Origin of the sequence: Stenotrophomonas sp. TWI587, assembly GCF_039674145.1 — a bacterium.
GTDB lineage: Bacteria > Pseudomonadota > Gammaproteobacteria > Xanthomonadales > Xanthomonadaceae > Stenotrophomonas > Stenotrophomonas maltophilia_AY.
On record NZ_JBDJMW010000002.1, the window covers coordinates 529,297 to 556,018 of the forward strand.

At 61.7% G+C, this 26,722-nt stretch carries 24 protein-coding genes and 1 pseudogene; 4 read left to right on the forward strand and 21 right to left on the reverse strand.

Annotated features, from left to right (window positions below; all coding sequences use genetic code 11):
- Window positions 1-16: 16 nt before the first annotated feature.
- From ABE464_RS05435 to ABE464_RS05485, 11 genes are all read right to left on the reverse strand, one after another.
- Window positions 17-1,240, reverse strand: a complete 1,224-nt coding sequence (locus ABE464_RS05435; protein ID WP_346471085.1) for a radical SAM protein — start codon at window positions 1,238-1,240, stop codon at window positions 17-19.
- 119 nt (window positions 1,241-1,359) lie between these two features.
- Window positions 1,360-1,572 carry a hypothetical protein gene (locus ABE464_RS05440; RefSeq protein ID WP_148045917.1) on the reverse strand — a complete coding sequence of 71 codons (213 nt, stop codon included), beginning with the start codon at window positions 1,570-1,572 and terminating at the stop codon, window positions 1,360-1,362.
- Window positions 1,573-1,733: 161 nt separating this feature from the next.
- On the reverse strand, window positions 1,734-2,963 hold the full coding sequence (locus ABE464_RS05445) for an FtsX-like permease family protein (RefSeq protein ID WP_346471086.1): 1,230 nt from the start codon (window positions 2,961-2,963) through the stop codon (window positions 1,734-1,736).
- Window positions 2,964-2,971: 8 nt separating this feature from the next.
- Window positions 2,972-4,282, reverse strand: a complete 1,311-nt coding sequence (locus ABE464_RS05450; RefSeq protein WP_346471138.1) for an ABC transporter permease — start codon at window positions 4,280-4,282, stop codon at window positions 2,972-2,974.
- Between the two features lie 23 nt (window positions 4,283-4,305).
- Window positions 4,306-5,019: an ABC transporter ATP-binding protein gene (locus ABE464_RS05455; RefSeq protein WP_346471087.1), complete on the reverse strand. Its 714-nt coding sequence runs from the start codon at window positions 5,017-5,019 to the stop codon at window positions 4,306-4,308.
- 2,513 nt (window positions 5,020-7,532) lie between these two features.
- Complete coding sequence (locus tag ABE464_RS05460) at window positions 7,533-8,498, reverse strand: hypothetical protein (RefSeq protein ID WP_102789240.1); 966 nt, start codon at window positions 8,496-8,498, stop codon at window positions 7,533-7,535.
- Window positions 8,495-10,375: a hypothetical protein gene (locus tag ABE464_RS05465; RefSeq protein ID WP_346471088.1), complete on the reverse strand. Its 1,881-nt coding sequence runs from the start codon at window positions 10,373-10,375 to the stop codon at window positions 8,495-8,497. The genes ABE464_RS05460 and ABE464_RS05465 overlap by 4 nt, the downstream gene beginning before the upstream one ends.
- 5 nt (window positions 10,376-10,380) lie before the next feature.
- On the reverse strand, window positions 10,381-10,929 hold the full coding sequence (locus ABE464_RS05470) for a hypothetical protein (RefSeq protein ID WP_346471089.1): 549 nt from the start codon (window positions 10,927-10,929) through the stop codon (window positions 10,381-10,383).
- 779 nt (window positions 10,930-11,708) lie between these two features.
- Complete coding sequence (locus ABE464_RS05475) at window positions 11,709-11,942, reverse strand: hypothetical protein (protein ID WP_102789238.1); 234 nt, start codon at window positions 11,940-11,942, stop codon at window positions 11,709-11,711.
- Between the two features lie 863 nt (window positions 11,943-12,805).
- Window positions 12,806-13,444, reverse strand: a complete 639-nt coding sequence (locus ABE464_RS05480) for a Pycsar system effector family protein (protein ID WP_146027614.1) — start codon at window positions 13,442-13,444, stop codon at window positions 12,806-12,808.
- A gap of 705 nt (window positions 13,445-14,149) precedes the next feature.
- Window positions 14,150-15,682 carry an adenylate/guanylate cyclase domain-containing protein gene (locus ABE464_RS05485; RefSeq protein ID WP_346471090.1) on the reverse strand — a complete coding sequence of 511 codons (1,533 nt, stop codon included), beginning with the start codon at window positions 15,680-15,682 and terminating at the stop codon, window positions 14,150-14,152.
- A gap of 136 nt (window positions 15,683-15,818) precedes the next feature.
- Between ABE464_RS05485 and ABE464_RS05490 the strand changes: the two genes are divergently transcribed.
- Window positions 15,819-16,739 (forward strand): TIR domain-containing protein, encoded by a 921-nt coding sequence (locus ABE464_RS05490; protein ID WP_346471091.1) that lies wholly within the window; start codon window positions 15,819-15,821, stop codon window positions 16,737-16,739.
- A 2-nt stretch (window positions 16,740-16,741) separates the two neighbouring features.
- On the forward strand, window positions 16,742-17,443 hold the full coding sequence (locus tag ABE464_RS05495) for an adenylate/guanylate cyclase domain-containing protein (RefSeq protein WP_346471092.1): 702 nt from the start codon (window positions 16,742-16,744) through the stop codon (window positions 17,441-17,443).
- Between the two features lie 7 nt (window positions 17,444-17,450).
- Here the strand turns inward: ABE464_RS05495 and ABE464_RS05500 are convergent, their stop codons facing one another.
- The gene (locus tag ABE464_RS05500) at window positions 17,451-18,530 is read right to left on the reverse strand and encodes a site-specific integrase (protein ID WP_346471093.1); all 1,080 of its coding nucleotides are present in this window, start codon (window positions 18,528-18,530) and stop codon (window positions 17,451-17,453) included.
- 108 nt (window positions 18,531-18,638) lie between these two features.
- On the opposite strand from ABE464_RS05500, the gene ABE464_RS05505 reads away from it, so the two are divergent.
- Complete coding sequence (locus tag ABE464_RS05505) at window positions 18,639-19,610, forward strand: DNA-binding protein (RefSeq protein WP_346471094.1); 972 nt, start codon at window positions 18,639-18,641, stop codon at window positions 19,608-19,610.
- A gap of 383 nt (window positions 19,611-19,993) precedes the next feature.
- On the opposite strand, the pseudogene ABE464_RS05510 reads toward ABE464_RS05505, so the two are convergent.
- The 5 genes and pseudogenes from ABE464_RS05510 to ABE464_RS05530 form a co-directional block, all read right to left on the reverse strand.
- Window positions 19,994-20,187: pseudogene (locus ABE464_RS05510) on the reverse strand (TSUP family transporter); the annotation flags it as partial.
- Between the two features lie 12 nt (window positions 20,188-20,199).
- Window positions 20,200-20,637, reverse strand: coding sequence for a TIGR01244 family sulfur transferase (locus ABE464_RS05515; RefSeq protein ID WP_101101578.1), 438 nt, complete (start codon window positions 20,635-20,637; stop codon window positions 20,200-20,202).
- A complete protein-coding gene (locus ABE464_RS05520; RefSeq protein ID WP_101101576.1) occupies window positions 20,634-21,065 on the reverse strand; it encodes a YeeE/YedE family protein in 432 nt (143 codons plus the stop codon). The genes ABE464_RS05515 and ABE464_RS05520 overlap by 4 nt, the downstream gene beginning before the upstream one ends.
- Entirely contained in the window at window positions 21,062-21,502 is a 441-nt protein-coding gene (locus ABE464_RS05525; protein ID WP_101101574.1) for a YeeE/YedE family protein, read from the reverse strand. Before ABE464_RS05525 ends, ABE464_RS05520 begins: the two co-directional genes overlap by 4 nt.
- On the reverse strand, window positions 21,499-22,389 hold the full coding sequence (locus ABE464_RS05530) for an MBL fold metallo-hydrolase (RefSeq protein WP_179459617.1): 891 nt from the start codon (window positions 22,387-22,389) through the stop codon (window positions 21,499-21,501). The genes ABE464_RS05525 and ABE464_RS05530 overlap by 4 nt, the downstream gene beginning before the upstream one ends.
- Window positions 22,390-22,617: 228 nt before the next feature.
- Here ABE464_RS05530 and ABE464_RS05535 point away from each other — a divergent pair, with 228 nt between their 5' ends.
- The gene (locus tag ABE464_RS05535) at window positions 22,618-22,917 is read left to right on the forward strand and encodes a metalloregulator ArsR/SmtB family transcription factor (protein ID WP_101101781.1); all 300 of its coding nucleotides are present in this window, start codon (window positions 22,618-22,620) and stop codon (window positions 22,915-22,917) included.
- On the opposite strand, the gene ABE464_RS05540 is transcribed toward ABE464_RS05535, so the two are convergent.
- From ABE464_RS05540 to ABE464_RS05555, 4 genes are all read right to left on the reverse strand, one after another.
- Window positions 22,896-23,606 carry a DUF2238 domain-containing protein gene (locus ABE464_RS05540; protein ID WP_101101572.1) on the reverse strand — a complete coding sequence of 237 codons (711 nt, stop codon included), beginning with the start codon at window positions 23,604-23,606 and terminating at the stop codon, window positions 22,896-22,898. The two genes, ABE464_RS05535 and ABE464_RS05540, sit on opposite strands and share 22 nt — an antisense overlap.
- A complete protein-coding gene (locus ABE464_RS05545) occupies window positions 23,596-24,435 on the reverse strand; it encodes a universal stress protein (protein WP_198551349.1) in 840 nt (279 codons plus the stop codon). The genes ABE464_RS05540 and ABE464_RS05545 overlap by 11 nt, the downstream gene beginning before the upstream one ends.
- 20 nt (window positions 24,436-24,455) lie before the next feature.
- Window positions 24,456-25,226 carry a universal stress protein gene (locus ABE464_RS05550; RefSeq protein WP_101101568.1) on the reverse strand — a complete coding sequence of 257 codons (771 nt, stop codon included), beginning with the start codon at window positions 25,224-25,226 and terminating at the stop codon, window positions 24,456-24,458.
- 88 nt (window positions 25,227-25,314) lie between these two features.
- Window positions 25,315-26,694, reverse strand: coding sequence for a DUF4010 domain-containing protein (locus ABE464_RS05555; RefSeq protein WP_346471095.1), 1,380 nt, complete (start codon window positions 26,692-26,694; stop codon window positions 25,315-25,317).
- Window positions 26,695-26,722 lie beyond the last annotated feature (28 nt).

Below are 26,722 nucleotides of genomic sequence, written 5' to 3' on the forward strand. Positions count from 1 at the left end.
GACTCTCTCCGGACGCTTAGGCGGTGGCCACAGGGTTGAGGAAATCGCGGGCTGCATGGCGGGGAGCCGAAGCCAGGATCCCGGCCATCGTTTCCAACGCCCCTTCGCGCTGGGATACGATGCTGGCCATCGCGGTGTGGATGGAATCCAGGGTTTCGCAGAACACCGAGGCCTGATCAAAGTGCGTGCCCGGCGCGTAGCGATTGAACAGGTCACCGGAGCGGCACGTGCGATACCAGTCGCAGCTCGCGCACTTGGTGGGCGGCGTGTCGATGCTCTTGACCAGCGTTTGCCAGATGGGGCTGCCGAAGAACTGGGCCAGCGTGGTGTTGCGCACGGTGACGTCGGTGAGGCAGAACGCTTTGTCCAGGGCCATGATGTTGTCATCCGGCCCGAGGAATCCCTCGGCTGACACGGTAACGATGCCATGGCGGTTGGCGCGTTGGTAATCCAGGCCTTCAGCGTATTCTTCGGACATCAGCGCCAGCACGATCTCGGTGAGCAGGTAGATGCGCACCGGATTGCTGCCACGGGTCTGCAGCCAGTAGTCGATGACTTCGTTGAAGTACCGGATCCATTTGTCCTGCGATTGCAGGTAGGTGCTGTTGTGGCCTTCGCGCGGCAACAGCAGGTTGAGGCTATGCACATCCAGCTCTTCGACGAAGTGGCGGATCACATCGCCGCCGTGCAGGTCCGGGTTGGCCACGCACAACACGCCGGTGGCCGGGATGCGGCGTTCCTTTGCGGCTTGCTGCAGCAGCTTCAGGCCGCGCACGCTGTTGTCATAGCTGCCGCGACCGCGCCGGTCCGGGCGCTGGCGATCATGCACGTCCTTGGGGCCGTCGATGCTCACGCCCACCATTACGTTGTGCTTGGCAAACAAGTCGATCCATTCGGCATCCACCAGCGTGCCATTGGTCTGCATGCCGATGTGCAGCTGGGTGTAGTCAGCCAGCTCTTCGCGGAAGATGGTGCACATGCGGTCGAAACGCTTTTTCGGCAACAGCGTCGGTTCGCCGCCGTGCAGGCCGAGGAAGATGTTCTTGATGCCCATCTCCTGCGCGCCTTGGCGAAGGAAACGGGCCGTGTCGATCACGGTCTGCTCCGGAATCAATGCACGGCTGAGCTCGGAGATGTTGTTCTCCTGCTCGAAGTAATAGCAGTAGGGACAGGCCAGGTTGCAGCGCTCGGCCAGCTTGAGTACCACGTCGAGGCGGTTGCCCCTGAAGAGTTCGGTCATCGGCGCACTTCCTGTGACTGCGCAATGGAACAGGCCATCCATACTGGCCTGTCATGGGCGCGCTGCGGTTGAGAGGGTACCGGCGAAAAGCGCCGGTACCCAAGCGTCAGGCCAGCCAATCAGGACTCTGGCCGGATCTCCACTTCACCACCACCAGCAGAGGCGTGGCCGGACTTGTGTCCGGACGTGTGGCCCGAGCCATGTGCTGCGCTTACCAGGTCCAGGTGCGCATCAACCAGATCAGTCATGTCGCTGGCACCAACCAAGGGAGTTGCAGAGCCTTCGATCCTCGACTTCAGGCGATCGGCCAACCCTTTGAGCTTGCTATCCATGAAACCTCCGTTGTCTTGACGTTGATTGGAACTTCTAATTCCCTCTGCTTCCTTTGTGGCCGGCAACGAGCCCGCCGGCCTCCTGCAGGGACAAGGCGAGATGCCTTCTCCGTGCGCGTTGTCGCCGCGAACCGTATGCACGGAACGGACGGAATGGTTGATCAGGCACTGCGCGTGGCCGTGGCCGGTTCCACGCGGCTCGCCTTCAGGGCGGGCTGGAGGATGGCCAACTGCCCAAGGGGAACCAGCACGGCCAGGCCAAGCAGCAGGTAGGCTGCGGGCAGGCGAGGCACCTCGTAGAACTGCATGAGCAACAGGTTCAGGGCCACCGCAAGCAGTGCGCCCAACAGTGATCCGCCCAGGGTCAGCAGGAGGTTCTCGGTCTGGAAATAGCGCAGGATCTGCACCCGCGTGGCGCCCAGTGCGCGGCGGATACCGATGGCGCGCGTGCGCTGCTGCACCCAGAAGCTGGCCAGGCCGACGATGCCGGCGACAGTGATGACCAGCAGCGACACGCAGATCAGCGCGAGCAGCCACGCCATTGCTTTGTCGTTGCGATAGTAGCGGTCGCGCAGCGATTCAATGGACCCATTGTTGAGGCCGAAGATTCGTGGTGGACCGCTCTCGCGCAGTGCGGCGGTCGCCTGTTCCAGCACGCTGTCGCGCTGTCCGGGCTGCGTACGCACCAGGAAGTTGGCACCGGAGGTGTAGGGCACACTGACCGGGAAGATCATCGAGTACTCCATGCTGCTGGGATCATCGGTCTCGCTTGGCCGCGTAAGCCGCTCCACCACGCCCACTACCTGGGTGGGCTGGCTGCCCCAGCTGTAGAACTGCCTGCCGACCGCGTTGCCCTGCGGGAACAGGCGGTCTGCCGTCGCCTGGGTGATGATGGCGGTGGGGATGTTGATCTCACCCGGCGCGGTACCGGGTTGCCAGTCGATGTAGTCCTGCGCACTGAAATCACGCCCGGCGACAAGACTCAGTCCCAGCGTGGGTAGCGCCTCCGGACTGGCCAGGTACACCGATGCATCCAGCGTAGGGGCGTCCTGGTCCTGCCGCAGGTTGACGCCACTGTTGGACGAGGAATCGCCGTAAGGTATCTGGCTGACCACCGTTGCAGACTGCACGCCGGGGATGGCGCGCAGCGCGGCCAGATCGGTACGTGTCTGTGCGAGCGCGTCCTGATCGCCGCGCTTGGCGGCACTGAGCTGCAGGCGCAGGAGGCTGTCTTCGGCCAATCCGGACGGTCGCTGCACGCGTTCGATGCGCTCGGCGATGAGGAAGCCGGCGTTGCAGATCACCGCGCAGGTGAATGCGATCTCGAGCACGACCAGGCTGGCGATGATCTTGTGGCGCCGCAGCGCGGCGAGAACCAGAGAGATATCCATGAGCGGCCTTAGAGACTCTTCAGTTGGCTGGCGGGAGCCACCAGGCAGGCTCGCCAGGCAGGGAACGCCGCCGCCGCCAAGCTGGCAACCAGGGCAAGCAAGAATGTGCCGAACAGCGTGCCCGCCTCCATCCCGGCAAGCGCGGCGTAACCCACCGCCTGCTGGCGAACCAGCCACAGGCCGCACCACGCCAGTAGCAGGCCGAAGGCGCCGCCCGCGATGCCGATCAGGCCGGCTTCGACCAGGCATTGCTGGAACACAGCGCTGCGCGGTGCGCCAAGCGCCCGCCGCAGGCCGATTTCCGGCGCGCGTCGCAGGAACTTCGCCAGTAGCAGGCCCGTCGTGTTGAGCAGGCAGATGAACAGGAATCCGAACGCCAGCCAGGTCTGCAGGCGGACGTCACTGGGCACTACGCGCTTGTAATCCAGCCATCGTGGAATATTGTCCAGACGCACATTGACGGGACGCTGGTAGCGGCCGTTCTGTCGCTGCTGGCTGGAATGGTTTTCCAGGTAAGCCCGGAAGTCCGCTGCGTCCTGTGCGCTGGCCAGCTCCACCCAGTACTGCACCCACGCACACGAAGAATTCAGCCCAAGCTGACCTTCTTCCTTGTCCACCTCGCCCCAGCAATCGAGGTTTCCCGCAAAGCCCATGCGCAGCGCCCGCGATGTGGAGAAGGGAAGGAACAACTGGTCCGCCTCGGCGAAGCCACCTTCACGGTTGAGGTCGTAGAAGGTCGGCTGCGGGTGCCACGGTGCAGCGACACCGATGACGCGGAACTGCTCGCCATTGATGCGGAGCAGTTTGCCCACGCTGTTGCCGCCGTTGAAAACGCGCTGGTTCAGATCGGCGCCAATGACCACCACGCGTGCACGCGCCTCGTCGTCGGCTGCCGACCAGGGTTGGCCGTGCTGCAAAGGCACGCCGAACATCGGGAAGAAGTCGGACGAGGTGTAGCGGATGCGCTGGCGGAACGGCATGTCGTCGCCCTGGTCAAGCTCGATTACGCTAAAGCCGGCGTACATCATGGCCTGGCGGACGCCGCGCTTCTCTCGCAATAGCTGCTCTGCGTCGAGCCGGGTCAGCAGATCATGTGGCTCGCCGCCGGGGGCATAGCCAGACATGTCCTGTGCATCCAGTCGTGGATGGAAAACACGCTCGCTGCGGTCCGGAAGTGGATCATTGGTGAGCACCATGAACACGGTGAGCGTGGTCATGGCCGCACCGATGCCCACGCCGATGGCAACCACCATCAGGCTGGTCAGCAGCAGGTTGCGTCGCAGGCTGGCAAGAGCCATGCGCAGGTGGTAGCCAAACAGAAGCGTGTGGGTCATGGGGGACCTCATGCCAGCGCCGACACGTTGAGTGCCAAGGCATCGCTGACTACGGTGTCGATCTCGGAAGCAATACCGTCCAGCATCCTTATCTGCCGATGCGCCCGGGCCGCCAATGCCGTGTCATGGGTGATCAGCACCACGGTAGTGCCGGCCTGGTTGACCCCCTCCAGCATCGCCATGATCTCTTCTGCCATATGCGTATCCAGATTGCCGGTGGGCTCATCGGCAAGCAGCACGCGTGGCGAACCTGCGAGTGCGCGCGCCATGGCAACGCGCTGCTGCTGGCCACCGGATAGCTGCGTTGGAAAGTGCCGTGCGCGCGAAGCGAGACCGACACGCTCCAGCGCGGATTCAATCCGCGTGCGGCGCTCGGTTCCACGCATACCGCGATAACGCAACGGTATGTCGCAGTTGTCGAAAATGGTGAGATCACGCACAAGGTTGAACCCTTGGAAGACGAAGCCGATCTTCTCGTTACGCAGGCGCGATCGCTCGAAATCGGACAACGTGTGGGACAGCGCGCCGTCGATCAGGTACTCGCCGGCGCTGGGCGCCTCAAGCAGGCCGAGTAGATTGAGCAGCGTCGACTTCCCGGAACCGGAAGGACCGGTGACGCTGACAAACTCACCCGGCTTCACATGAAGATCGAGGGAACGTAGCGCCGTCGTTTCCACACTTCCGGTCCGATAGATCTTGCTGACGTTGCGAAGAGCGAGCATACGAGACAAATCCCCAACAATTGGCGTTCACGACCTTAGAAACGGCAAGGGACAGCGACCCCGCGATCAATAAAATCGCGTAGGGAGCGCAAAAAAGTGGGGGAAGAGGCGGCGGCCTGCAGCGAGGCAAGCGGGTAATGCGTTCATCCTTGAACTCATTTACGTTTCCGATCCATCGGCTGTGAGTGCCTATGATTAATACAACATGAAGTCAGTACTTTGCAACGCTCATTCGAGATGTGTGTCACAAAGTTTGCAATGCGTGTGATTGGCGTGGGCTGGATGCCCCGTTCGTCAACCCTGTAGCGTTACAACACGCTGTTCCCGTCCAGCGGAAAACCTGTTGACGTGGATGACGCACGCGTTTGCTCCATGTAGAGGCACCGGACCGCGGCTTCGATTCCGTTTGCGTAACGGTGATCATCTTCTTGTGGCTGGGCTGGCTCTACGTTTCCAAGCCGCGCGCCGCCAAAGACATGAAAGTGGAGCAGGGGTCCGGTGCTTCGCTTGCGGCAAGTGCCCTGGCGCCCTTGGGAGCGGACCCTCCACCCGGGATCGATTTTCAGCCGTGGTCTGCACCTGTTTTTGATGGCTGTACCGTCCAGTCACAGCCTGAGCTGTACTGCATGGCATCTGGAACCACCGACAAGGACACGACCTGCACGTGCCCGACAGAGCAGGGCACAAAGGCCAAAGTTAGGTTGCCAGTCTGTGTCGCAATCGCTCGCGATAGCTCGGCCTACAACTTCTAAAACCAGCTAGAACAGTCCGATGAAAGACATTCCCAATAGAACTCGGCGCAATCGGTGACGCAAGGTGCTAGGCGAGAAGCGGAGTCAGGCATGAGTGCTGTTCCACACGCCCTTATTACTTGTTGGGCAGAGGTCTATGATCACTTTCCCCGGATGCCCCTAGTGCAACGGTGAAATGGGCAACTTATCCGCGGCAGCCATGTTCGTCGCAGAGATTTGACGGCAAGCTAAGTCACTGATTTCTTGGGTCATAATTCTATCGCAACGCCACAATCTCCATGATCCAACGCAGATCTTTCTGTGCCTAGGATGCCAGTCGCAGACATTCCTTCCAGTGGAAGGTCAGATGCCGACAATTCCGCCCTTCGGAGATCCGATGCAGACAATTCTGCATCTCAACGAACTAGTAAGGGGCGGTCCAGGTTTGGCAGGGAAGGATCCTCCATCCACTACACCTGACCGCCGGCTCTGCTTCGCTCCTTGCGGGCGCAGCCCAGCCACGCCAGAGTCAGAAGGCACGAGCTCCTTCTATGTCTGATCAACACCACTGGGCGGATCAGTGCGGCTTCATCATCGGTAGCAGAGCCGTCAAGTCGGCCGAGCAAGTGAAGGGCGGAGCTCGCGAAGCCGCGGCCCAGTACCCGTTCGTATGCCCGCGCCAGGGCCTCGATCGCAGGGTTGTCAGACGGGAGGAGAGACATTGCCTGCGCGATCTCTCTTAGGACCGCCTGTGTGGGCCTACCCAATACACGGCCATCCAGGAACAGGTGCTCGCGGACTCTGTAGGCGGGGAGCAATACAACCGAAGCGCGCGAGGATGGCTGCCCCCCACCTTCCGAGGCCTCAGGCAAGCCTAAGCAGGCTCGCTCACGTGCCGAGAAGGTCGACTCGCGGAACTTCGCCGCAACTGAGGCCGTGATACGCGCCATCGGTCTTTCAAGCGCCTGAGGAAGCTCAAGAAAGAAGTCACGACCTGGCCCCATGGACGGGGCAAGGCGCGAGAACGCGGCCTTCTGGGAGCGAGCTTCGACGGATTGCCCATGACGTACGGTAGACGCCCTGATGAGCACGTCCGACGAGGCGTACTTCGGTCGGTACCAAGGGTAAGCCCTGCCGCGAAACAGGACTGCCGCCTCCTCGGCGGACGTCAGATCATCTCCCACCCCGATCAGCGTTCGCCGACCTCGACTCGCCCCGGCCCAGCGAAGGTATCGCTTTATCCAGCTGCCACGAAGGTCCTCGATCCTACCTTCTTCGTCAAGGGTATTCCGGCTCGAAACCGGGTCATGCCCGCATGGGCATAGTAGGGGAGGGGCATCGGAGCGAAAGCCATGCCATAGCGGTCTCGAGCAATGGTCGCACTGAGATGAGAGGGGTTGCGAGTGCCACGGACACCGGTTGACCCAAGGCATCTGGAACAACATCGAGTGATACCCAGTTTTCATGCACTCAGTACACCCCGACAGGTATGGATGCCAGTGCGTCGCAGAACCGCCGAATGCTTGCCAAGCAGTTGGCTGCCACAGTGGCGCGAGGATAGACGCAGCAGGAATTCTTGCCGCAATCGAAGTTCTGGCCTTTGCAGAGAGACAGAGCTGACGACACAAATCCTCGGTGTACCTTGGGCGAATGCCGAACGCACCATGACCATCACTGCAGTAAAGGCTATTGAATCTCAGCGTCTGAACAACGAATCCGAACGGGGAAATGCCGGCACTCCACGCTGGCGGTAGGTGGGCTACAGTTCTGACCTCACTGTCGCTATCCATTGATGCCTCCATCTGCTGTGAAAGTCAGCGCTCCCGATTCGCCATCAAAGGCAGCAAGATCCGAGAAGGCGACCGACATTTCAATGTCACTAGACGTGACCTCCTTGAAGCCAATTTTGCAGATGACCCTGGTCGCCAAGTAGTACGCAATGAGGCGCATAGCCTTGAGAGGCCACTCATCTTGACTGGAGTGCCCGGCTGCGGCGCGACAGCTGCAACCGGCATTCCAGATCTGCTCACTGAAATGCCGTAAACGGAACTCCCCGTCGTAGAGCTCTGGCGCAAGGCTCCTGGGCAAGGTAACGCCGGCTCCGGCGCTAGCCTCTACCTCGTCCTCGAAGCGCTCCAAGAACGTCTCAACGTCCAGGGCCCCTCGAATTCCATGCAGGCGATGGTAGCGGGTCAAGAAGCGCCCACGGACCTGAGGTGTGACCGTGGTTCTATTGATCTCTTCGCGCCGGCTGGAAGTGTGATTGTCCTGAAACAGGAAGATGACAAAGAGCGAAATGCCCTTCTTCTCCAGCGCGTTATCGATTGTAATGAAATGTTGAAAGGCGGCTTGCTCCAGCAAGTTTGCATCATCGGCGATGAAGAATAGCGATCCGCCGCCTGCAGACCTGAGCATCAGATCAACGGTATTAACGATCCTCTCGATTTTTCGGTCAGCAGCCTGGTGTGAGATCACTTGTGAGCCGAGCTGTGAAATGAACCAGTCCAGGAATGCCGACTCTCCAGGACCAAGTACCCGGAGGTTTGCCTGCTTGGCCACGTACTTGCATTCTGTCCATTCAGTGTTGGCGCAGATGAACTGCGCGAGGGTACTTTTTCCAAACCGGGTCAGCGAATGAAATCCGATACCGCGGTAGTCAACCTCAAGTGCGGAGATGATCTTGGTCAGAGCATCTTCCATGCCGCGGGTCGGGATGATGGGCTCTCCTTTGTAGTTGAACGTGGTCATTGCTTCGGCCCCTTCCTACCCAAGTTGACCCGACCGGTAATGGGTACGAACAAATCCTCTGCAGGTGCTCGCTGTTGGCCGATCTCGGCCAAAGGCAGTGTCGCTTCCTGAGCCACCAGTGCAGCGTCAGATGCCGCATCTAGATCACGCCGGTGTCGCGTTGCTGCAAGCGCAGCGCCGTGCTCTGAGCTGAAGTTCCTTCTTACATGCTCCCTGTACGCGATGACCGCATCCTCTGCACCACTGATCTCGAATCCATCCGTTCGGCTTCGGTGTTGGATTAACCGCCTAAGCGCAAGGCTATGCGGTGAGCGACCCCAGGGCCGGAGCGCCCTCAGTACTACGAACAGCTCTCCTGACGCGGTGTAAAGATGCAAGAACCTTCCATCGTGGATGTCGACCTCTGCCGCGAACTTCTGGCCTAACAAGTCCCATCTGTTCTTCATTGATGCGGCGCGATACTTCGCGTGCCCAAAGCGCGCATAGGGCTGACGGTTGTCATGTCGATCTCCCCGAATGGTTACGGTGAAATTGTCCTTGGAGAGTGACCGAGCCCGATCCTCGTGATCCTTGGTGGCGAACAGCCAGCCGCCAGACGCTGCAAAAGATTGAAGTGCCTGCACTGGCGTACGGTTCTGGAGCGTGTTGATCGGCGAAACGTTAGAGGCCGAGATGGTGACATCCATGAGATCTTCAAGCGCCATTGGCTGTAGCGGGAAGTTCTCGAATTTGTAGCCATTCGTTTTGATCGCATCTGACAGCTCGCCCGCTGGCCGAAATCCCCCCGGTAGCTTTCGAATCACCGCTTCTTCCATCCGCTTGTTCCAAGCCTCGAGGTGACCACGCGTCTCAGGAACGTGGCTGCGCCCAAAGTGAATGACACCCATCAGCTCCGACGCCATTCGCAACCTGTTGACTCGTAACTTGTGAGCCATCGCATTGTCCACACTCGTAATTGCCCCTGTTGCCACAAATCCAATTGCGGACAAGGATCCGATGCACGCCCCTGGCTCATAGGTCATTGAGGGCGCAACGAGGTCACGAATGAACCATTCCCGTAAGCTATCTGCGCATGCTGCATTGAACTCGGTCCCGTTGTAATTGGTGGAGAAGGATAGCCTCCAGCTGCAGCAGAGCCTCAGTAGCGCAAAGTAGCCGACAATCAACCAGGTCTTCGGGATCGTTTGAAAGAACGGGTTTCCATCAGCGTCCTCGCCTTCAACGTTGAACTTCGTGTCGAAAGAGTGCCCGTCGAACTGCACCCAGTCCCCCATCTGTAGTGCAAACACCTCATTCAGCTGGCTGGCGAGGGTTGCGTCCTCTATCTCGAAGCCATCATCTACAAACAGAGAACCTTGACGCAGTCTTTTTAGGTACTGCAGGACGCTTCTCCTCGCGCATGATTTATCGTTAGCTGGGTAGCGATCTGCCGGAACCGACTTCTGCACAGTCTTCTTCAGTAGTTTGAAGAATCGATCGAACTTGGGGCTGCGCTCATTTCTCGAAGGCAGTGGGCCGGCGTAGCCTATGAGCATTTCTTCAAACTCCGGTAGCTTTCTCAGGAACGAATTGAATGCTCCCGGTCCCGCAGCGGCTGGAAAGTCTGCGACAAGGCGTTGGCTGGAATTTCTTACTCTGTAGGGCAGGCAGGCGCGCCAACCCCACGGCCGCCCATCTTGGGACGTCTGCTGTGCGTTTCGCAGCGTCAATGCAAGCGTCTTGGCGTTCAGCCCGTGACGCTTCGCGACCGCAGCGATCGAGGAGCCTGCGGCGACGGCATGAACTGCGTCAACGCGAGCGTGGTAGGACTTGAGTTGGTTTGATGTCAGCCCTTGAGGACTAAGCAGGTCCCAGGACAGTAGCTCCTCGCGACTCACCCCGCTCATTGGTCTGCCCCCAGCGTAACTGACGACGAGGTCCGAAGCCTCTCATTGAAGTTGATCGCCAAGTCTCCGCGATGTACCAGAAGACAGGTCGCACTGCGAATATCCCGCCAATCGAACGTCGGGCGCAGGCTGGTTTCGATTGCATGGAAAGAGCTGACTGGGTGCCTTTTCATGTGGGTCATCACTGCGTCAATGAAGACACTGATTCCTCGCGACCGTCTAGCTGCCTGCACATAAGGAAGCAGCTCAAGTCGCGTGGCATTGGCCACCCGTGCTGCAAGAATGGACTGCACCTTCCGGATTGCAAGGTCCAAACCCGCAAGCTGTGAAGCTTCCATCAGTTCGGCGCAAAACTGCTGTTCGGCGCGGAGCGCCGGAACAGTGGCGGCGGCCTGTCTGCGGAATACGATGAAGCTTTCGGTGCCACACTTCCTGGAGATCCAGAAGCAGAGCTCAACCTCTCGGCCACGCACCAGTAATGTTCGAGGGCGCTCAACATAGGTTGCCACGCTTGGATCAAACTCCAGATCCAGCGCCAAGGCCAAGCGGCATGGTTCCACGACAGCAACCAGGCGTTGGTTATTCCTTGGTGACTGGTAGTAGTAGGCGTCCAGTCTGGTGGATTCAGAGGGCGTGAGTGGGCGAGCGGTGTACGCCTCCTTGCTAGACGCGGGCGGGGTGTCTGATGAGGTGACTGAAGGGTGGGGAAGACTAGCCATGACGCCTCTCCCATTGAATCCCTAGCCGGTCGCCGGCAGGGGAGGCGGTGACCGGAGGAGCGGCAAGGGCATGGCACCGAAACTGAAAGAAGCGAGCCGCGTACCCAGCTAGCCAGTCATGGTGACTGTTCGCGGCAGTCATCACGGGGTAGTGGCGGGTGATGCCGCGCAGAGTGGCGACTAGCCGGCTTCGGCGTACAGGCCAAGCGGCATAAGAAGTTTCGGTGGGGCGCAGGTTGGGGTGATTGACCCGGGCAGTGTCGAACATTACCGGGCAGGCAGCTCCTGAAAGCATGGTTTTCTCCGGATTAGGTGCACGGTGGCACCACACCGCGAGGGACGGGGCGGGCCAGGGCGCAACCTTCACTCGGGTCGGCATATGCCGGCCCATGTAATGGCAACACCTGTCTGGCCGACCATCACTGGCGGCTTGACTTCGCGGAAGAAATGAAGGAGCCTAAACCTGTTGGTGTTTAGTACTTCCTACCTCTCGGTCTTTCGAGAGGCTAATGCCCTCGTTGACGCGGGGGCATTGTCATTTCCAGGGGTCAGAGAGGGCGGTTTCAGCTCATGCTCAGGGCTTCCTGGTGGGTTGGGAAATGCGGCTAGCCGCCGGACGATGCCTTCGCAGAATCCACGAAGGCGGCAACATCGACAGTGTCGGCAAACCAGCCGCGGCGCTTGGGCAGCAGGAACATTTGGAAGGGCAGCGACCCGCGTGCGCGCGCCTTGGCCAACGACGCAGTGCTCTTGTAGCCAAGGATCCTCGCGGTCTGGGCCGCAGACAGAACAGCGCCGAAGGTGCGCAGGTACTTCGTTTCGAGCGAGTCTTCGGACATCTGCCGTACTCAGTCGTGGTCTGGCCGCGCAAGGTCGCGCACTGACAACAACTCTACTCGTGCGCGCAACCCCCTGCAATACGGCTAACATATTGATTGCAATGCACTTAATTGCGGGCAATTAGGCGTGGAAGCACTTTCAAATCGCATGGTTGGGAATGCGAAATTGCGCCGGTTGGGCTTTCAAAGCTTGAAAGCTTGCGGTTGAGTTCCTCGTGTCATTAGCGACCGCTTGTGAGGAGCTAGGAGACACCCCGGTAGCGTTCGACTCCTGCAACGTTCCGAAAAGCGATCTCCCTTGAGGAGCGCCCCCCCCCATGGATAGGGCATCCAGAGCCGGTGTTTAGCCGGAAGATCAAATCAGAAAGCATGATGCACTGGGAATCGCGGAGTAGAGGGCGGCGTAGAAGACGCAGTCGAGCAGAAGACTCGGACGCCGGGTTGTGAGGTGCTTTGGGCCGGAAGTTGTCCTCCGCCAAACGCGGGAGGAGGCATCCAGCTTCATGATTAGGATTCGTTATCGTGGGTAGGGTAGATGCCCACTTCTGGCCGAAGTCGGACATCTGCGAGATGGATTGCCGCCGCTGGGACGTATGCCGGCGAGGGCGACATCACGCACGCCGCTTCCCTCGATCCGGTGAGGCAGTCGTTCCATGGACGTACTGTCGAGCTGGTGGCTCGATGGGGTGCAATGGCGATGGATGAGGACTGTATGAGGGAAAGACGCTGGCGACCGTCGGCCCTCTTGTTTCCCGAAAGCCAAATGCAATGGCTGCCAAGGGGTGACGCCCCCACCTGATTCGAGGGGGATTCACTCAATCAAGGTGCCATGGTGCCGACTTTACCGGATCGATAGCGTGCTGCTACTTTACAGGCGGTGGCAGCAGGGTAATGAGCGCCATCCAAGGTGCAATGGTCAGGGCGGTAGCGAGGTAAGACCTCTTCAAGCACTTGAACTTAGCGACCAGGATCTTGGAATTCCTCCAGCATTGGCCCAACACGTCGCGCTCAAACCCATCCAGCGTTCTGGTTTCACACGCGCGCAGGAACTCAGACTCGGTCATTTTTTCGATTCGACTAAAGAAGATCAGCGAATTTGATCCGCCGCGAAGATCGGGAAAATAGCCCAACCACAGGTTCCAGAAGCTCAAAGTGAGGGGCGTCAGGAACAGCACGCCAACGACTGAAACAAGCAGGGTGAGATCTTCTGGCTTGGGGATTCGGGTGGAGAGCATCGCCAGCATGCCCAGGTTGATGCCCAGACCCACCGATAGCTTCGTGTCCACTCGCGAGAAGAAGCCAAGAACGAGTTGAAGCTGCTGCCATGCAGCGTTAACGCGGTCGCTTTGATTTGGCTGGCGGTCGCCAGTATCTCGAACTTCTTGCATGTTGAGGGTTCTCTTTCTTCGTGCATCCGACTTGCTTGCGCCGGATGGCGTTGCGAAGACCGCATGTCTCCAAGGTCCCGCAGCAAGCCATTCCCGCTGCAGCGCATTGATCAAGGAAGGCCCTGTCGGCTAGCGCGCAGCGGTGCCGCTCCAGGACATAGGTCGCCAGAGCTTCGGCGTGGTCCGCGCATTCCGCTGTCGTGCGCTTCGGTCGGCAACCGCAGGGGCAGGCCAGCTTTCCGGAAATCAGGGAATTGCTGCGAAGTGAGACGCGCGCAATCAGTTGATCGCCACGCCACAGCTCCAGTCGACGCTTTCCCGGCCGCACATCTTGCCGGACTTCGAACAGACCGGCTTGCGCCGCCGCCTTGAATTCTGGGCCCAGGCATTCGGCCGCCTGCTCCGCGATAGCTTGATGCTTGGCCGCGTCGCCATGGGCGCGGCCGTTTTCTGCACCTGGGAAGACCCTGCGTACATTCGCGCTGATTTGATGGGCCAAGAATCGATACACCGTCGACCACCACTGTCTGGCTGCCGCTTCGTCGATAATGTGCCCCGGCTTACCGTCACCCCATCCCAGGCAGAAGCTTTGGTTGGGGTTGATGTGTCTGTCAGGGCAGAATTGCGGAAGTTGGTGGTGTCCTGGGGCTTCCTTAGCAGACACGTGCTCCCCGGCGATGGAAATCGCCAGGGTGAAAACATGCACAGCCCCGCCTGGACGAGTGACCGAGATCTCAGCCCTCCCTCCGCCTGCGGCGCGATGCAGCGTGGCACCGTAGTCCGATGCCACGCCTTGCAGCAATTCGAAGGCCAACGCCATCAGTGGATATCTGAGTGCGGGCGGATCGGCTGTTCAAGGCCGGGAACCACCGCGGGGGCCGCCTCTGCGTAATGGGCCGCCAACACCGCCTTGGCCACTGGGTCACCCGACGCGGCCAGTTCTTCCACCGCTGCCGCGTAATCGAGGTTGGCCACCTTTCGGTCAGATGCGAACACTCGACGAACTGCGTCGGTACCGGCGTTGTAGGCCTTCTCACCGATCGCGGTCTGCACGCCATCGCACTGCCGCTGTTCGGCCTCCGAGGCCAGCACCGCCCTGCCGGTTGCGCAGCGCACCAAACTGCCCTTCATTCCCAGCCGGGACAGTGCCAGCGGCCCAAGCTCAAAGCCGATGGCCAGACCCAGCTCCTCGGTGATCGAACCCTCGGAGTTCAAGTAGTCAATGGCCACGGCGAAGCTGCTGCGAAGTGCGCCTGCGCACTGTACAGCTGTACTCACCGTCGCTTCGGTGTCGGTCTCCTTTGAGGTACCTTCCAGCAGCACGCCTTGCAGGCAATCGCCGATAAAGCGAATGCGCCGCCCGGCAAAGTCCAAGTGCACTACCGCATCCAGCTCTGACCGCAGCACGTGGAGAGCGCGTACCAGATGCTGCGGATCCTCATCCAGATGCTTATCTACGAAGTTGGTGAAGCCGTCGATGTCTGCATACAGCGACACACCCTCGAAGCGCTTGGACTTGGCAGCGCTAAGCAGGCTGAAGTCCAGATCGGAAATCGGCGGGGTGGGGCGGCTGAATTCGAATTCGCCAATGGGCAGGTCCTCCTGCTCCTCCTTCCAGAGCTCGATGATCCGCGTCTTGGAAACGCCCAAGCCTGCCGCCTCAACGCAGGCCGCCACCTGGTCCTTGGTCAGTGGCGTGGTGCGGTCTTTGTCGCCACTCAGCGCCGGCAGCTCGAGCAGCGCCCGTGCACCATGGGTGAGGTAAATACCCTCTGCCACGCCATGGCCGGCACACTTGGCAGCCTGATTGGCCGGGGAGCCCAGGAAGAGTGGCTCGCGGCTGGCGCGGCGCCCGTTGTTGACGGCCAGTGCCATCCCGCTGTCGATACCAACACGGACCTGGGCATTGGGGATGTGCTCATCCGTATCTCCAGTTTCGGCCAGCACGTCGATGGTCAGCTGGGCAATGGCCACCGCGCGCTCGATCCGTGCACGCTCATCGGCATCGCCATAGGGCTTGGTGACCACCGCATGCAGCCGCTGGTTGTGGAAATCCACGCGGACCGTCTCGCTCTCTACCAGGATGCGGTGGACGGCGCGGTAATGCTGATTCAGGAAGCGGAGAGCGCGCTTGTGGCACGTTTCGCCTTCAACATTGGTGCAGTTGAGCATGTCCTGCAGATTGACGATGTCGATGTAGACATGCGCGCCGTTAACCCGGTAGGCGCGGTTGATCGCGATGTTGTCCAGCGAGGTCTCGCGCGTGTAGTCACGAATATCGACCTTGCGGACTTCCTCGTAACGCGTGGCGAGGCGCTTCTTGGTGCGGTCTTCCTTCCAGCTATGTCCCATCGTCCTGATCCCTGCGGCCAAGTAGAGACCGGGCCAGAGCGGGTCGCGTCGCTCTCGGGCCGGGAGCCAACCGGTTTTCGGCTGGTTCATTTGTCGTATATTGGGAGCCAGTTCACACTTTCAAGGGAGGGAAGGTATGGCGGCGAGCATTCTTGAGCGACTTTCTGCCGACGGCGGCAGGCGACTGGTGGCGGCGTTGGCCGAGTTCCGCACTCTGGCGGGGCTGGAGGGTGCTGCCACGCAGCTGGCCGAGGCCGGCGAACTGCTGGAAGTGGCAGCTGGCAGCTCGTTTATTACCCAGGACGATGCCGAGACTGACGTGTTTTTCATTGTGGCCGGCGCGGTCAACGTGGTCGTCAATGGCAAGGTGGTCAACACCCGTCGCGTGGGCGACCACGTGGGGGAGATGGCGGCCATCGAGCCGACCCAGCTGCGTGCGGCGACCATTACCGCCAGCGAACCTACGGTGGTGTTGAAGGTGCCTGAAAGCGATTTCAGCCGCGTTGCCGATGCGCACCCGGTGATCTGGCGGCGGCTGGCGGCCACCCTGTCGCGCCGGCTGAAGGAGCGCAACAGGATGATCACCGCACCCCGCGAACAGGTTCGGGTGTTCGTGATGTCCTCGGTGGAGGCGCTGCCGGTCACCCGCCTGCTGGTTCAGCATTTCGAGCACGATCCCTTCCTGACGGTAGTCTGGGACCACGGTGTTTTCCGCGCTGCCAATTACACGCTGGATGAGCTGGAAGGCCAGCTGGAACAGGCGGACTTCGCCATTGCCGTGGCGCATGCCGACGACATGGTGATCAGCCGCGGTGACGAGTGGCCGGTCATGCGCGACAACGTCGTCTTTGAGCTGGGCATGTTCATTGGGTTCCTAGGACGTCGGCGCGCCTTCCTGATGGAGCCACGCGAGGACAAGCTGAAGCTGCCGAGCGACCTGGCCGGGCTGACTACCGTTCCTTACCGCTACAAACCTGGTGCCGATGCTCGTGCCCTGCTGGCACCAGCATGCGAGCAGATCCGCGCCCGGATTCTCGCCGCTGGACCGAGGGACTGACCATGACAGTGCTGGAAGAGATGACGGCCGCAGTCGAAGCGATTGCGCAAAACGGATGGTCAACCCGACAGGGCCAAGTTGTGCCCGACCCTGAGGATCTGCGGCTGGGCAATGACGCAGTCGAGTTTGATCGCGCCACCGTTCTGTACGCAGACCTCAAGGGCTCCACCAAGATGGTCGATGCCGAGCATTGGTGGCTGAGCGCGGAGATTTACAAGGCGTTCTTGCACTGCGCCGCGACCATCATCAAGAAGGAGGGCGGCAAGATCACCTCCTACGACGGTGATCGCGTCATGGGCATCTGGGTCGGTAACAGGCAAGCCACGCCGGCGGCCAAAGCAGGATTAAAAATCAACTACGCGGTCAGGAACATCGTCGTACCGGCACTGCAGCGGCAGTATCCAGACTGGACCGGCACCGTGAAGCAGGTGGTCGGAATCGACAGCAGCACCATTCGCGCTGCGCGCACCGGGGTTCGCGGCGGTAATGACATCGTATGGGTGGGCCGCGCCGCCAACCACGCCGCCAAGCTGACCGAGCTGGACCTGGAGCCGTCCACGTGGATTACCGGCGAGGTGTTCACCCGGCTGGCGGATGAGTCAAAGTATGGCGGCGCGCCGCCGACCTTGATGTGGAAACCCTACAACTGGACCCAGCAGGACAATCGCCGCATTCATGGCTCCAGCTGGACGTGGAAGGTCTAGGCAGCCGTCAGAGCGCTTCGGATAGTCGCGCGGCAGGGTTGTTCACAGCGCCGCCTTGCTGGAAGTAACCGATCACACTGGCCACCGAGCGGTGATCGGTCATCGCCATCAGGGCGGGCAGAGCCACGCCCTGGCGCGCCCCTTCGGTGATGAAGCCTGAGCGCAGGCTGTGCCCGCCGAAGTCCCCGTTTAGCCCCGCCAGCGCGGCGCGGCGCTGGATGATCAGGGCGATGGCGCGATCGCTCAGGGCCGGGCCGACCCGGTCGCCCCACACCCGGCGAAACAGCGCGCCTTCGGTGAGCTTGGCGGCGCCCAGCCAGGCCTGCAGCGCGGTTGCGGCGGCGCCCAGCAGCGGCTTGTCCGGACTGCCACCGATCTTGGGGCCGTCCTGCAGGGTCTTGCCTTGGTCCAGGTGGTAGACAAAGCCGCCCTCGGGCAGTGCACGCAGATGGGCCAACGTCGCTGCCGCTACTTCGCTGCGGCGTCGACCGCCAGTGGCAAAGCCGAAGTAGAGCAGGGCGCGATCGCGCACCCCGGCCAGGTCGGGGCCGCAGGTGGCCAGCAGCGCGTGCAGCTCGACTCGGGTGATCGCCGCTTTCTTGTGCGGGCGCTCGCCGCGCTTGTGCGCGGCCCGGCGGGCGCTGGCCAGCAGCTGGCGCACCTCGACGCTGTCACTGGGATTGGCCAGTTGCTGCAGCTGATGGACCTTGCTCAGCACCGAGACGCGGTGGGTGAGGGTGGCCAACCGCCAGGGGCCGAGGCGGCTCTTCAACTTGGCCCCCACCAGCGCCTGGTCCAGCGCGGCCGGCAACTCCCAGCGCACGCCCTCGGCGGTGTCGCGGGCCACGTGGTCGACGATGAACTGCACCACCGTTGCCGCCGGCAGCGGCAGGCGCAGCGGCTGGCCGTAGCGGCCCTGGTACCAGCCGGCCCAGTAGCGCAGGGCGGTGCGGTAGCTGCGGGTGGTATTGGCGCTGCGCGCCGCCGCCAGGATCTGGTCGGCAGCGGTGGCGGCCTGCGCCGACAGGCGGGCCGGGTCGGGCAGGGTGGGGAGCCGACCGACGGTCGCGGAGGTGATGGATTTCATATGTACTATGTATGTCTCACTACACATCCGGGTTTCTACTTCCGATAATTCTACATTATCGGAAGTAGACGCCGGGCGCCGCCCTTACCGCACAGAGGAGACCATGCCATGGCCCGCGGCCTGACCGAACTGGACGTCCACCACGCCGCCGACGACATCGTCAGCCTGGGCGAGCGACCCACCGTGGAGCGGATCCGCACCCACCTGGGTACCGGCTCACCCAATACGGTGACCCGATGGCTGGAGACGTGGTGGTCCAGCGTGGGCGCACGACTGCGCCAGCGCGCCATCGAGACGGACCGACCCGACCTGCCCGACGCGGTGGTGACGCTGTCCCAGCGCTGTTGGAACGCAGCCCTGGAAGAGGCGCGGGAACACGCCCACGCAGCGCTCGCTGCAGAGCGTACTGCGCTGGACCAACAGCGCGCCCTACTGGCGGACCAACACGAACTGCGCGCGGAAGAGGCCAGGCTGCTGCAACAGGCCAATGCCCAGGTCGTGGCGGCGGAGAGCACCATCGAAGCATTGCAGGACAAGCTGGAAAGCCTCGTCGCTCGTGGCAAGGAACTGGAAGCGCAGCGCGATGGCGCGTACGCCCGCGCCGAGCGCCTAGAGGGTCAATTGCAGTCGCAACAAGAGGCGCAAGCACGCCAACACCAGATCGATCAGACCGAACGCGCCGATCTCATGGCCTATACCCGATCGACCGAAGAACGCTTGAACACCGAGCTGGACCGAGTGCGGCAAGATGCGCAGGCCCTAGGCTCGCGACTACGGCAGCAAGAAGGCCAATCACGCAGCACAGTCGTCGCCCTTGAGCAGCAACTGGGAGTGACTGCCCGGGAACGGGATGAGGCCATCACGGTTGCAGATCAGGAGCGCCAACGCGCCCTCCATCTCCAACAGCACGCAGATACGCTTCGGGCGATGGTGGTCACGCTCGAGCGCGCGGTGGAAGTCGCTGCAGGTAGCTCCGTGCCAGGCACCTCCAAACGTGCGCGCCGGACCAAGCCAACCGCAGGGCAGGCCACTCCAGCGCCCAAAACCAGGCGCTCTACCAGCGTCACCGGCAAGCGCTAGAATTCGGGCGGCGACTCCCGCCGCTCGCCGGGGACGCCGCAGCCCGCTTTGCCCTGCTGCGGGACGGCCGCCACCAACTCGGTCTCGTTGGTTGACTATCGTCGGTAGTTGGGTCGGGTCAGATCGGCAAGGCGCTCGCATCGACCCGCGTACGCAGAGCCCGTCGAAGGCACCTGAACGACGTCCGCTCCTGGCCGGAAGCGGACCTTGGCACAGCGGATAGGGCAGGGGAGCTGCCATCCAACATTAGGATTAGGGATCGTTATCGGGGGTTAGGAGATGGCGCCGCCTCTGTATAGATTGGGCCGGAGCCGCTTTACGATCGCTCGGATCGCGTTAGAGCACATGCAGGCTCATGTAGGCTGCAGTAAGGAAAATGAGTGATTTGAGAGTGCATTGGCAGCAACCGCAAATGCGCTCGTGCCTATGGCGACGTGAGGGTTGTTGATACCCACCAAGTAGAGCATCAGCGGGACAGCTAAGATGGAGCCGCCTCCAAGACCAGTCCGAGTATGAAACCGACGAGAATGCCAGAGAGTCCACCCAGTGCGAGCTGCAACGGGAAATGGGTTTGCATGTCAGTCGGCCGTCAGGCAGGGGAGGAGGTGCCGCCTCGCAGGCGCGAGGCAAGAGAGGACAGGTCGTAACCAGCCTCACCGGCAATGGACAGCACCTGTTCGGGCGTAGCGCCGCCGCTACGAACCTGGGATAGGGCCCATAGCGACGTCGAGCGGGTGCCGGTCCTGCAGTAAGCGACGATGGGTGCAGGCAGTTGTTCCAGCAGCACGCCAAACTGCTGCACATGTCCATCGGTGATGCCGCCAGGCACGACGGGCAGATAAGCAAAGCCCAGGCCCGCCCTGGAGCAGGCCGCCTGCAGTGCAAGGTGATCGGGCTGGTCCGGCTGCTCGCCGTTGGGTCTATTACAGATAACACTCGAGATGCCCGCCTCTTTCAAGGCAGGTATGTCGGTGGGAACCAGTTGGTCGGTCACATGCAAGCTCGGCGCAAGTGAGTGCAGATTCATGGCGAATTCTCTGTTGAGCGGGGACGGTGAAGGAGCCAGTGGAGGAGCATGCCGACGACCATGGCGGCCGCGAAAACGAGTGCAAAGGGTTGACCCGTTGGCAACAGTGCAATGGCCGGGCCCGGGCATACGCCTGCCAGCCCCCACCCAACGCCAAACACTACCGCGCCAATGACCAGGTTGCGGTCGATCTGATGCTGATTGGGAATGTGCAGCGCCGCAGCGAGCACAGGAGCATTGCGTGCGCGGACCCATCGATAGGCGATCGCTGACGGAATCAGCGCCCCGGCCATGACAAGTGCCAGTGATGGATCCCACCTGCCTGCGACGTCAAGAAAGGCGAGTACGCGCGCGGGATTGGCCATGTCCGAGACGACCAGGCCCAGGCCAAACAAGGCGCCACACAGAACTGCCGCCAGCCGGATCATGTTCCGCCTCCGATCATCATGCGGACAACCGCCACGGTAGCCATGCCCATGAGCATGAAAACGCCCGTGGCAACCATGGAGCGTGGTGACAGCCTGGCCAGGCCGCAAACGCCGTGACCGCTCGTGCAGCCAGATCCGAGGCGCGTTCCAAAGCCGACCAGCAGCCCGGCCAACACCAACAACGGCGTAGCGGAGATTGAAAGCGACGGCAGCGAAATGGGCTTGACCGCGAGCGCCAGCCCGGACGCCACCAGCAGCCCTGCGAGGAACAGGGCCGACAAAGAACGGTCGCCAGCGGGCGACAGGCCAAGAGTGTTGGCAAGCAAGCCGGAGACGCCGGCAATGCGACCGGTCAGCACCAGAAACCCACCCGCTGCCGTACCGATCATCAGGCCGCCGATGACGGGCCAGTACCAAGCCAAAGAGGGTAGGGTCATAGCAGGTCCACCGGCAGTTTGAGGTAGCGCACCCCATTGTCATCCGGGTCGGGCAGATGGCCCGCGCGCATGTTGACCTGCACTGAGGGCAGGATCAGGCGCGGCATGGGGAGCGTCGCGTCGCGGCTCTCACGCATCTCCACGAACATGTCCTCCGTCACGCCTTGATGCACATGGATATTCGCGGTTCGTTCCGCCCCTATGGTGGTTTCCCATGCGAACCGATCCCGGCCCGTGGCCTTGTAGTCGTGGCAGAGGAACACCCGGGCGTCATCCGGCAGGGCCAGTAGACGTTGGATGGAACGATAGAGCTGGCGGGCCGAGCCACCGGGGAAGTCGCAGCGGGCCGTGCCGTAGTCCGGCATGAACAGAGTGTCGCCGGGAAACACCGCATCCCCGATGACGTAGGCCATGCACGCAGGGGTGTGGCCGGGCACGTGCAAGGCAGTTGCCTGGAGATTCCCAACGGTGAACTCCGCGCCATCGGCAAACAGATGGTCGAATTGGCTCCCGTCGCGCTTGAACTCCTTGCCAGCGTTGAACACCTTGCCGAAGGTGTCCTGCACGCCGGTGATGTGCTCGCCAATGGCAAGCGTTCCGCCGACCTGCCGCTGCAACCACGGTGCAGCGGAAAGGTGATCGGCGTGGGCATGCGTTTCCAGCAGCCACTGAACCTGCAGCCCTTCGTCATGAATGTACTGGACCAGCGCCGCGGCGGAGTCGGTCGAGGTGCGTCCAGAGGGCATATCGAAATCAAGAACGCTGTCGATGATGGCGCACGCCGAAGACCGGGGGTCGCGTACCACGTGGCTGGCCGTAAAGGTGGCGGGGTCGAAGAACGTCTTCACGCAAGGCGAAGGCGTGCGGCCACCTCGCGCTTCACGCACGATGTCTTGAGCTCTCTCCAATGAAGAATCGACGACGACAGGCCTGTTCACGACTCGCTCCCGGTGGTTGGATGATGGATATTAATACATACTTATATAAACTATGTAAGTGCTTTCTCGTGTCCTTTGTCCGATTCAGCTGGCGTGCGGATTAACAGGTACGCTCCAGCTCTCCTCTCTGGTGCCCCGCTCTTGACCAACCGCCTCACCGCCAACAACCTGGCCGACATGAAGGAACGGGCGCCTGAAGTGGCCGAGTTGCTGCGCTTCATGGCCACGCCGTCGCGTCTGCTGTTGCTCTGCCAATTGTCCCAAGGGGAGTCGACCGTGGGTGGCCTCGAAGAGGCCACCGGCATCCGACAGCCGGCCCTTTCCCAGCAGCTCGCCGAACTGCGTCAGCGGCATTTGGTGACGACCCGGCGAGAATCCCGTTCAGTCTTCTATCGCATCAACGACAGCCGCGTTGAGGCGATGCTGGTTGCCATGCACAGGATCTTCTGCGTGGATCAGTCCGACGACCGGGAGTGAGAAGACGTGGCATGCCGTACGCTCGCACCCACCGCGCTGACGATCGCTCCAGCCGACGCCAACAGCACATCCTTGTGCGCATCCCACACGTCGCCCTGGATGCCGAGATAAGCCATTCCAAGGTCCTGGTCGACCACCAGAACCGCGCCCCATTCGATCAGTTCATAGGCAGCGGACGTGGCGACGATGAACTGAGTGGCAATCAGGGTCAGCGTCAGCTCGCTGGCCACAGCACGCCTTGCGTAGAGCTCTCTCGCCGCGGGAAAGACCAATACGCCGTAGGCGAGGTGAACGAGTCTGTCGAAATGGTTGCGATCCCAGCCGAACAGGTCGGTGATCCTGTAGCCCGCCAGTTTCTGCGCCCAAGCGTCGTAAGGGACTTCCGAGTACGTAAAATGAGCGCCAACGGCATGAAGGCACAGAAAAAGCAGAAGCGAGACATTGGTTGCGGGCCGGAACGGGCGCTTCCACTGCTGGAAGACAACGTAGGGAATGGCGATGAATACCAGCAGATTCTCCAGCAACCAGTCGCGCCGGTGGTAGGGTTCGACTGCGGCAAGCAGCCAGCACCCTATGTAGATTCCAAGGGAGAACAGCGCGAAGCGCCAGGAGCCCGACTGCGTGCTCCCCAATCTGCCTTTCGCCGTTGCCGAGGCACGATCCTGGCGTTGGGGGTACTCAATGGGCATAAAGGACCGGAATGGTCGCCCCCTGCAATAGCTCCATCGTCATCCCTCCGATGGTCCGCTCGCGCAGGCGGGAGTGTCCGTATCCGCCAACCACGATCAACGTCGCCTTGGTCGCGCGGGCGTGATCGAGCAGGACCTCGCTGGAACGGCGGTGTCTGGCAAGCAGCCGGGTGGTCGATGCGGCGATGCCCCAGCTCCGGAGGTGTTCAATGAGGGAAGCTGTGACAGTGCCAGCAGCACCCTCCATCTCGTCCGAATGGCTGCATATCTCCACCAGAAGGACAGTCTGCAACTGCTGTAGCAATGGGATCGCGCTGTGCAGGGCGCGGCATGCGTTTGGGGTGTCTTTCCAACCCACAATCGCACACGAGTGGTCGCTTGCCCGCCAATGCGGCGGCACCACCACGACGGGCCTTCCCGCGTCAAAAAGCAGCGCATTGAACAGGGCCGCGCCCGCTGGGTCGGCGCTGGCGAATCCTGACCAGCCCCCGACAATGGCCAGATCCGCAGAGAAGGCCAGTCGAGCGGCGAGCTCTGCAGGAGATTCAATGCCCGCTTCGTGAACTTCCACGGAAACACCAGGGTGCTCCGCGATTCTGGCCCTGATCCTTGAGGCTCTTTCCGAGGCCTCCCGCCGACATGCGTCCTGGGCAGCCAGGAACGATGCGCGGGGTGTCGGATCAGCAGTCCCGATCGCCGGCGGAGGCAGGTCGACCGTTTCGATGATGCGCACCCGCGCGTCCTGCGACCTGCCGATCTCGACGGCGAAGCGGATGGCCGCGTCATCTGCTGATGAGTCTGACAAAGGCACAAGAATATCCTTCAACATGGCTCTGGCATCCGGGTGCGTCAACGTGACAGGAACAGGGGAGTGAGGGTGCGCTCGAAGAGCTCCCTCGTCGTTCCCCCCAGCAGCCATTCGCGCGCGCGCGAATGGCCATAGGCGCCGCAGACGAGTAGATCCGCCTGACTATCGAATGCGTGGCCCAGCAGCGCTTCAGCCACGCTCCTCCCATCTGACGACACGGGAGTAAATGTCGCCTCTCGCCCCTGCCGCACCAGACTGTTGACGAACGCCTGAGCATGTTCATTGACCCGGTCACTTCCGTCCACGGTGGTAACCACAAGGGCACACGCGAAATCCAATCTCAGGAAATCATGTGCCGCGCGAGCGGATTCGGGGGTTGCACTCCAGCCGATGACGGCCCGCTTGAAGATTCCGTCGAAACGGGTTCTCCCTGGCAATGCCAGGATGGGGCGTCCGGATCGGCTCACCAGTGAAGAGAACTGAGCATGTTGCAGCCTGCGCTCGGCGTCGTCATGTCCGGCGCACGCCATTATCAGCTGGTCGAAACCCTGTGCGCGCAGGGCAATCGCGTCCACAGGACGTTCCGCGCGCCCGTCCTCGATCTGGATGTCATGCGGAACGCTCCACTGCGCAACCCGGCGCAAGAGCGTGGCGACTCTGGGCGGGACTTCGGTGCGTGCAACGTCGGGCAACGGAGATTCCACTGGCTGCACCAGCGTGACGTGCCCGCCACGGGCGCCGACAAGCGCTGCTGCCAGCTGCATGGCAGAAGCATCAGCGGGCGTATCCGTCAAAGGGACAAGAATATCCATCTTGGCTGTTGCACACAGAGGCCGGCGTTGCCCCGCATTCTCCGCCAGTCCTGCGAGGAGATATTGACGTGGGTCAAGGTGTTGACGATCACCCGCTACGCCCGGCGGCCACAGCGAATGTTCCGACGATCAGGCTGGTCCCGATCAACAACGGAGCAGAGAAGCGCCATCCGCCTCTTGCCGCGGCAATCAAGCATTTCAGCAATGAGTTGGTCGCAAGTGCGATGGTGATCGCCTGTATCGCGATACCGTTGCTGATCCGCTCCGCACCCACCATCTGGGCGGCAGAGGCGGTGGCGGCGTGAACGTCGGCAATGCCGGAGATACCCAGAGTCCAGGGCAGGCTCTCGTCACCCAGCCAGTCTCGCAGCAGACTTGCTGCCAGAAGCAGAATGACGATCAGCCCAACAAAAACCAGTATCGCCAACGGTTTGAATGGCCGCACGATGGCCAGCCCGGACACTGTTGAGGTACTGAGCAAGGACCGCCATCCGAATGCCAATGCTGTCCCCATGGCCACGATTGCCGAGCAGACCAGCGGGACCATGCTGTAGGCGAGCAATGCAGGCGCGAGCGTGCCCATTACCAGGCCCAACTGCAGGATCATGGCCACGTTGGAAAGCAAGGCCGCTCCTGCGAAGGCAGGCGCCAGTCGGGGCGACGACCGCGCCCCGTCCGCCATTGCGGCGATGGTGGCGGTACTGGAGACGAACCCACCGGCGAAGCCGGTCAAGGCCAACGCCGACCTGGGCCCCAGATGGCGCAGCGCCAGGTGCGCTCCGACGCTGACTGCCATCAGCGCCACGATGAGGGTGCCGAGCCGACTCGGGTTGATGACTTCCCAAGGGTCGACGGTGCGGTCTGGAAGCAAGGGAAGGATCAGAAAGCCCGCAGCCAGCACCGTTGCGATGTCCCGAAGGTCCCGGTTGGAAACATTCGCATTCACCTTCCGTATCAGGGCAGGCCCCCCAACCAGTATCACCAGGATGGCACTGCCGGCGAGGATCGCCGTTGCCGGTGTACTTACTGCAAGGGCGCCGACCAGATACAGGGCAGGCAGCACAATCAGATGGGCGGCAGCTGCCTGGGAGTATCGCCGGCGAGGGCAGACAACCAGGCCCAGCAGTACCGCGCCAGCTACCAGAGCCGCGCCTCCCAGCAGCGCTCCCAACCCGCCTGAGATCGCGACCAGCGCAAGCACAACACTGCCGCCAATGCGCGTGTGGGCCGCCGCCATCCTCCCGCCTGCCCGCTGCCAGACCAGTCCAACAACGGCGCCGACGACAGCGGCGGTAATCAGCCCCGCGGCGGTGCCTGCCGGATCCTGGACGATGCTCAGCATGTCTGGTTGCCCACTGGAATCGGTCAAAGGCGATTCTGCTCCGGCATTTGTCCAGAACGAATCCCGGGATGACTTGACCCAGGTCAACGATCCAGGGGAATTTTGATTGACTTCGATCAAGTTCATTCGTCGCGCAGGGGTCAAGCTACCGGCT

Coding starts and splice junctions, on each gene's coding strand:
- ABE464_RS05435 (WP_346471085.1), bottom strand. CDS start 1,240: ATGACCGAACTCTTCAGGGGCAACCGCCTCGACGTGGTACTCAAGCTG.
- ABE464_RS05440 (WP_148045917.1), bottom strand. CDS start 1,572: ATGGATAGCAAGCTCAAAGGGTTGGCCGATCGCCTGAAGTCGAGGATC.
- ABE464_RS05445 (WP_346471086.1), bottom strand. CDS start 2,963: ATGGATATCTCTCTGGTTCTCGCCGCGCTGCGGCGCCACAAGATCATC.
- ABE464_RS05455 (WP_346471087.1), bottom strand. CDS start 5,019: ATGCTCGCTCTTCGCAACGTCAGCAAGATCTATCGGACCGGAAGTGTG.
- ABE464_RS05460 (WP_102789240.1), bottom strand. CDS start 8,498: ATGACCACGTTCAACTACAAAGGAGAGCCCATCATCCCGACCCGCGGC.
- ABE464_RS05475 (WP_102789238.1), bottom strand. CDS start 11,942: ATGTCCGAAGACTCGCTCGAAACGAAGTACCTGCGCACCTTCGGCGCT.
- ABE464_RS05485 (WP_346471090.1), bottom strand. CDS start 15,682: ATGGGACATAGCTGGAAGGAAGACCGCACCAAGAAGCGCCTCGCCACG.
- ABE464_RS05490 (WP_346471091.1), top strand. CDS start 15,819: ATGGCGGCGAGCATTCTTGAGCGACTTTCTGCCGACGGCGGCAGGCGA.
- ABE464_RS05495 (WP_346471092.1), top strand. CDS start 16,742: ATGACAGTGCTGGAAGAGATGACGGCCGCAGTCGAAGCGATTGCGCAA.
- ABE464_RS05500 (WP_346471093.1), bottom strand. CDS start 18,530: ATGAAATCCATCACCTCCGCGACCGTCGGTCGGCTCCCCACCCTGCCC.
- ABE464_RS05505 (WP_346471094.1), top strand. CDS start 18,639: ATGGCCCGCGGCCTGACCGAACTGGACGTCCACCACGCCGCCGACGAC.
- ABE464_RS05515 (WP_101101578.1), bottom strand. CDS start 20,637: ATGAATCTGCACTCACTTGCGCCGAGCTTGCATGTGACCGACCAACTG.
- ABE464_RS05520 (WP_101101576.1), bottom strand. CDS start 21,065: ATGATCCGGCTGGCGGCAGTTCTGTGTGGCGCCTTGTTTGGCCTGGGC.
- ABE464_RS05525 (WP_101101574.1), bottom strand. CDS start 21,502: ATGACCCTACCCTCTTTGGCTTGGTACTGGCCCGTCATCGGCGGCCTG.
- ABE464_RS05535 (WP_101101781.1), top strand. CDS start 22,618: ATGAAGGAACGGGCGCCTGAAGTGGCCGAGTTGCTGCGCTTCATGGCC.
- ABE464_RS05540 (WP_101101572.1), bottom strand. CDS start 23,606: ATGCCCATTGAGTACCCCCAACGCCAGGATCGTGCCTCGGCAACGGCG.
- ABE464_RS05545 (WP_198551349.1), bottom strand. CDS start 24,435: ATGTTGAAGGATATTCTTGTGCCTTTGTCAGACTCATCAGCAGATGAC.
- ABE464_RS05550 (WP_101101568.1), bottom strand. CDS start 25,226: ATGGATATTCTTGTCCCTTTGACGGATACGCCCGCTGATGCTTCTGCC.
- ABE464_RS05555 (WP_346471095.1), bottom strand. CDS start 26,694: ATGAACTTGATCGAAGTCAATCAAAATTCCCCTGGATCGTTGACCTGG.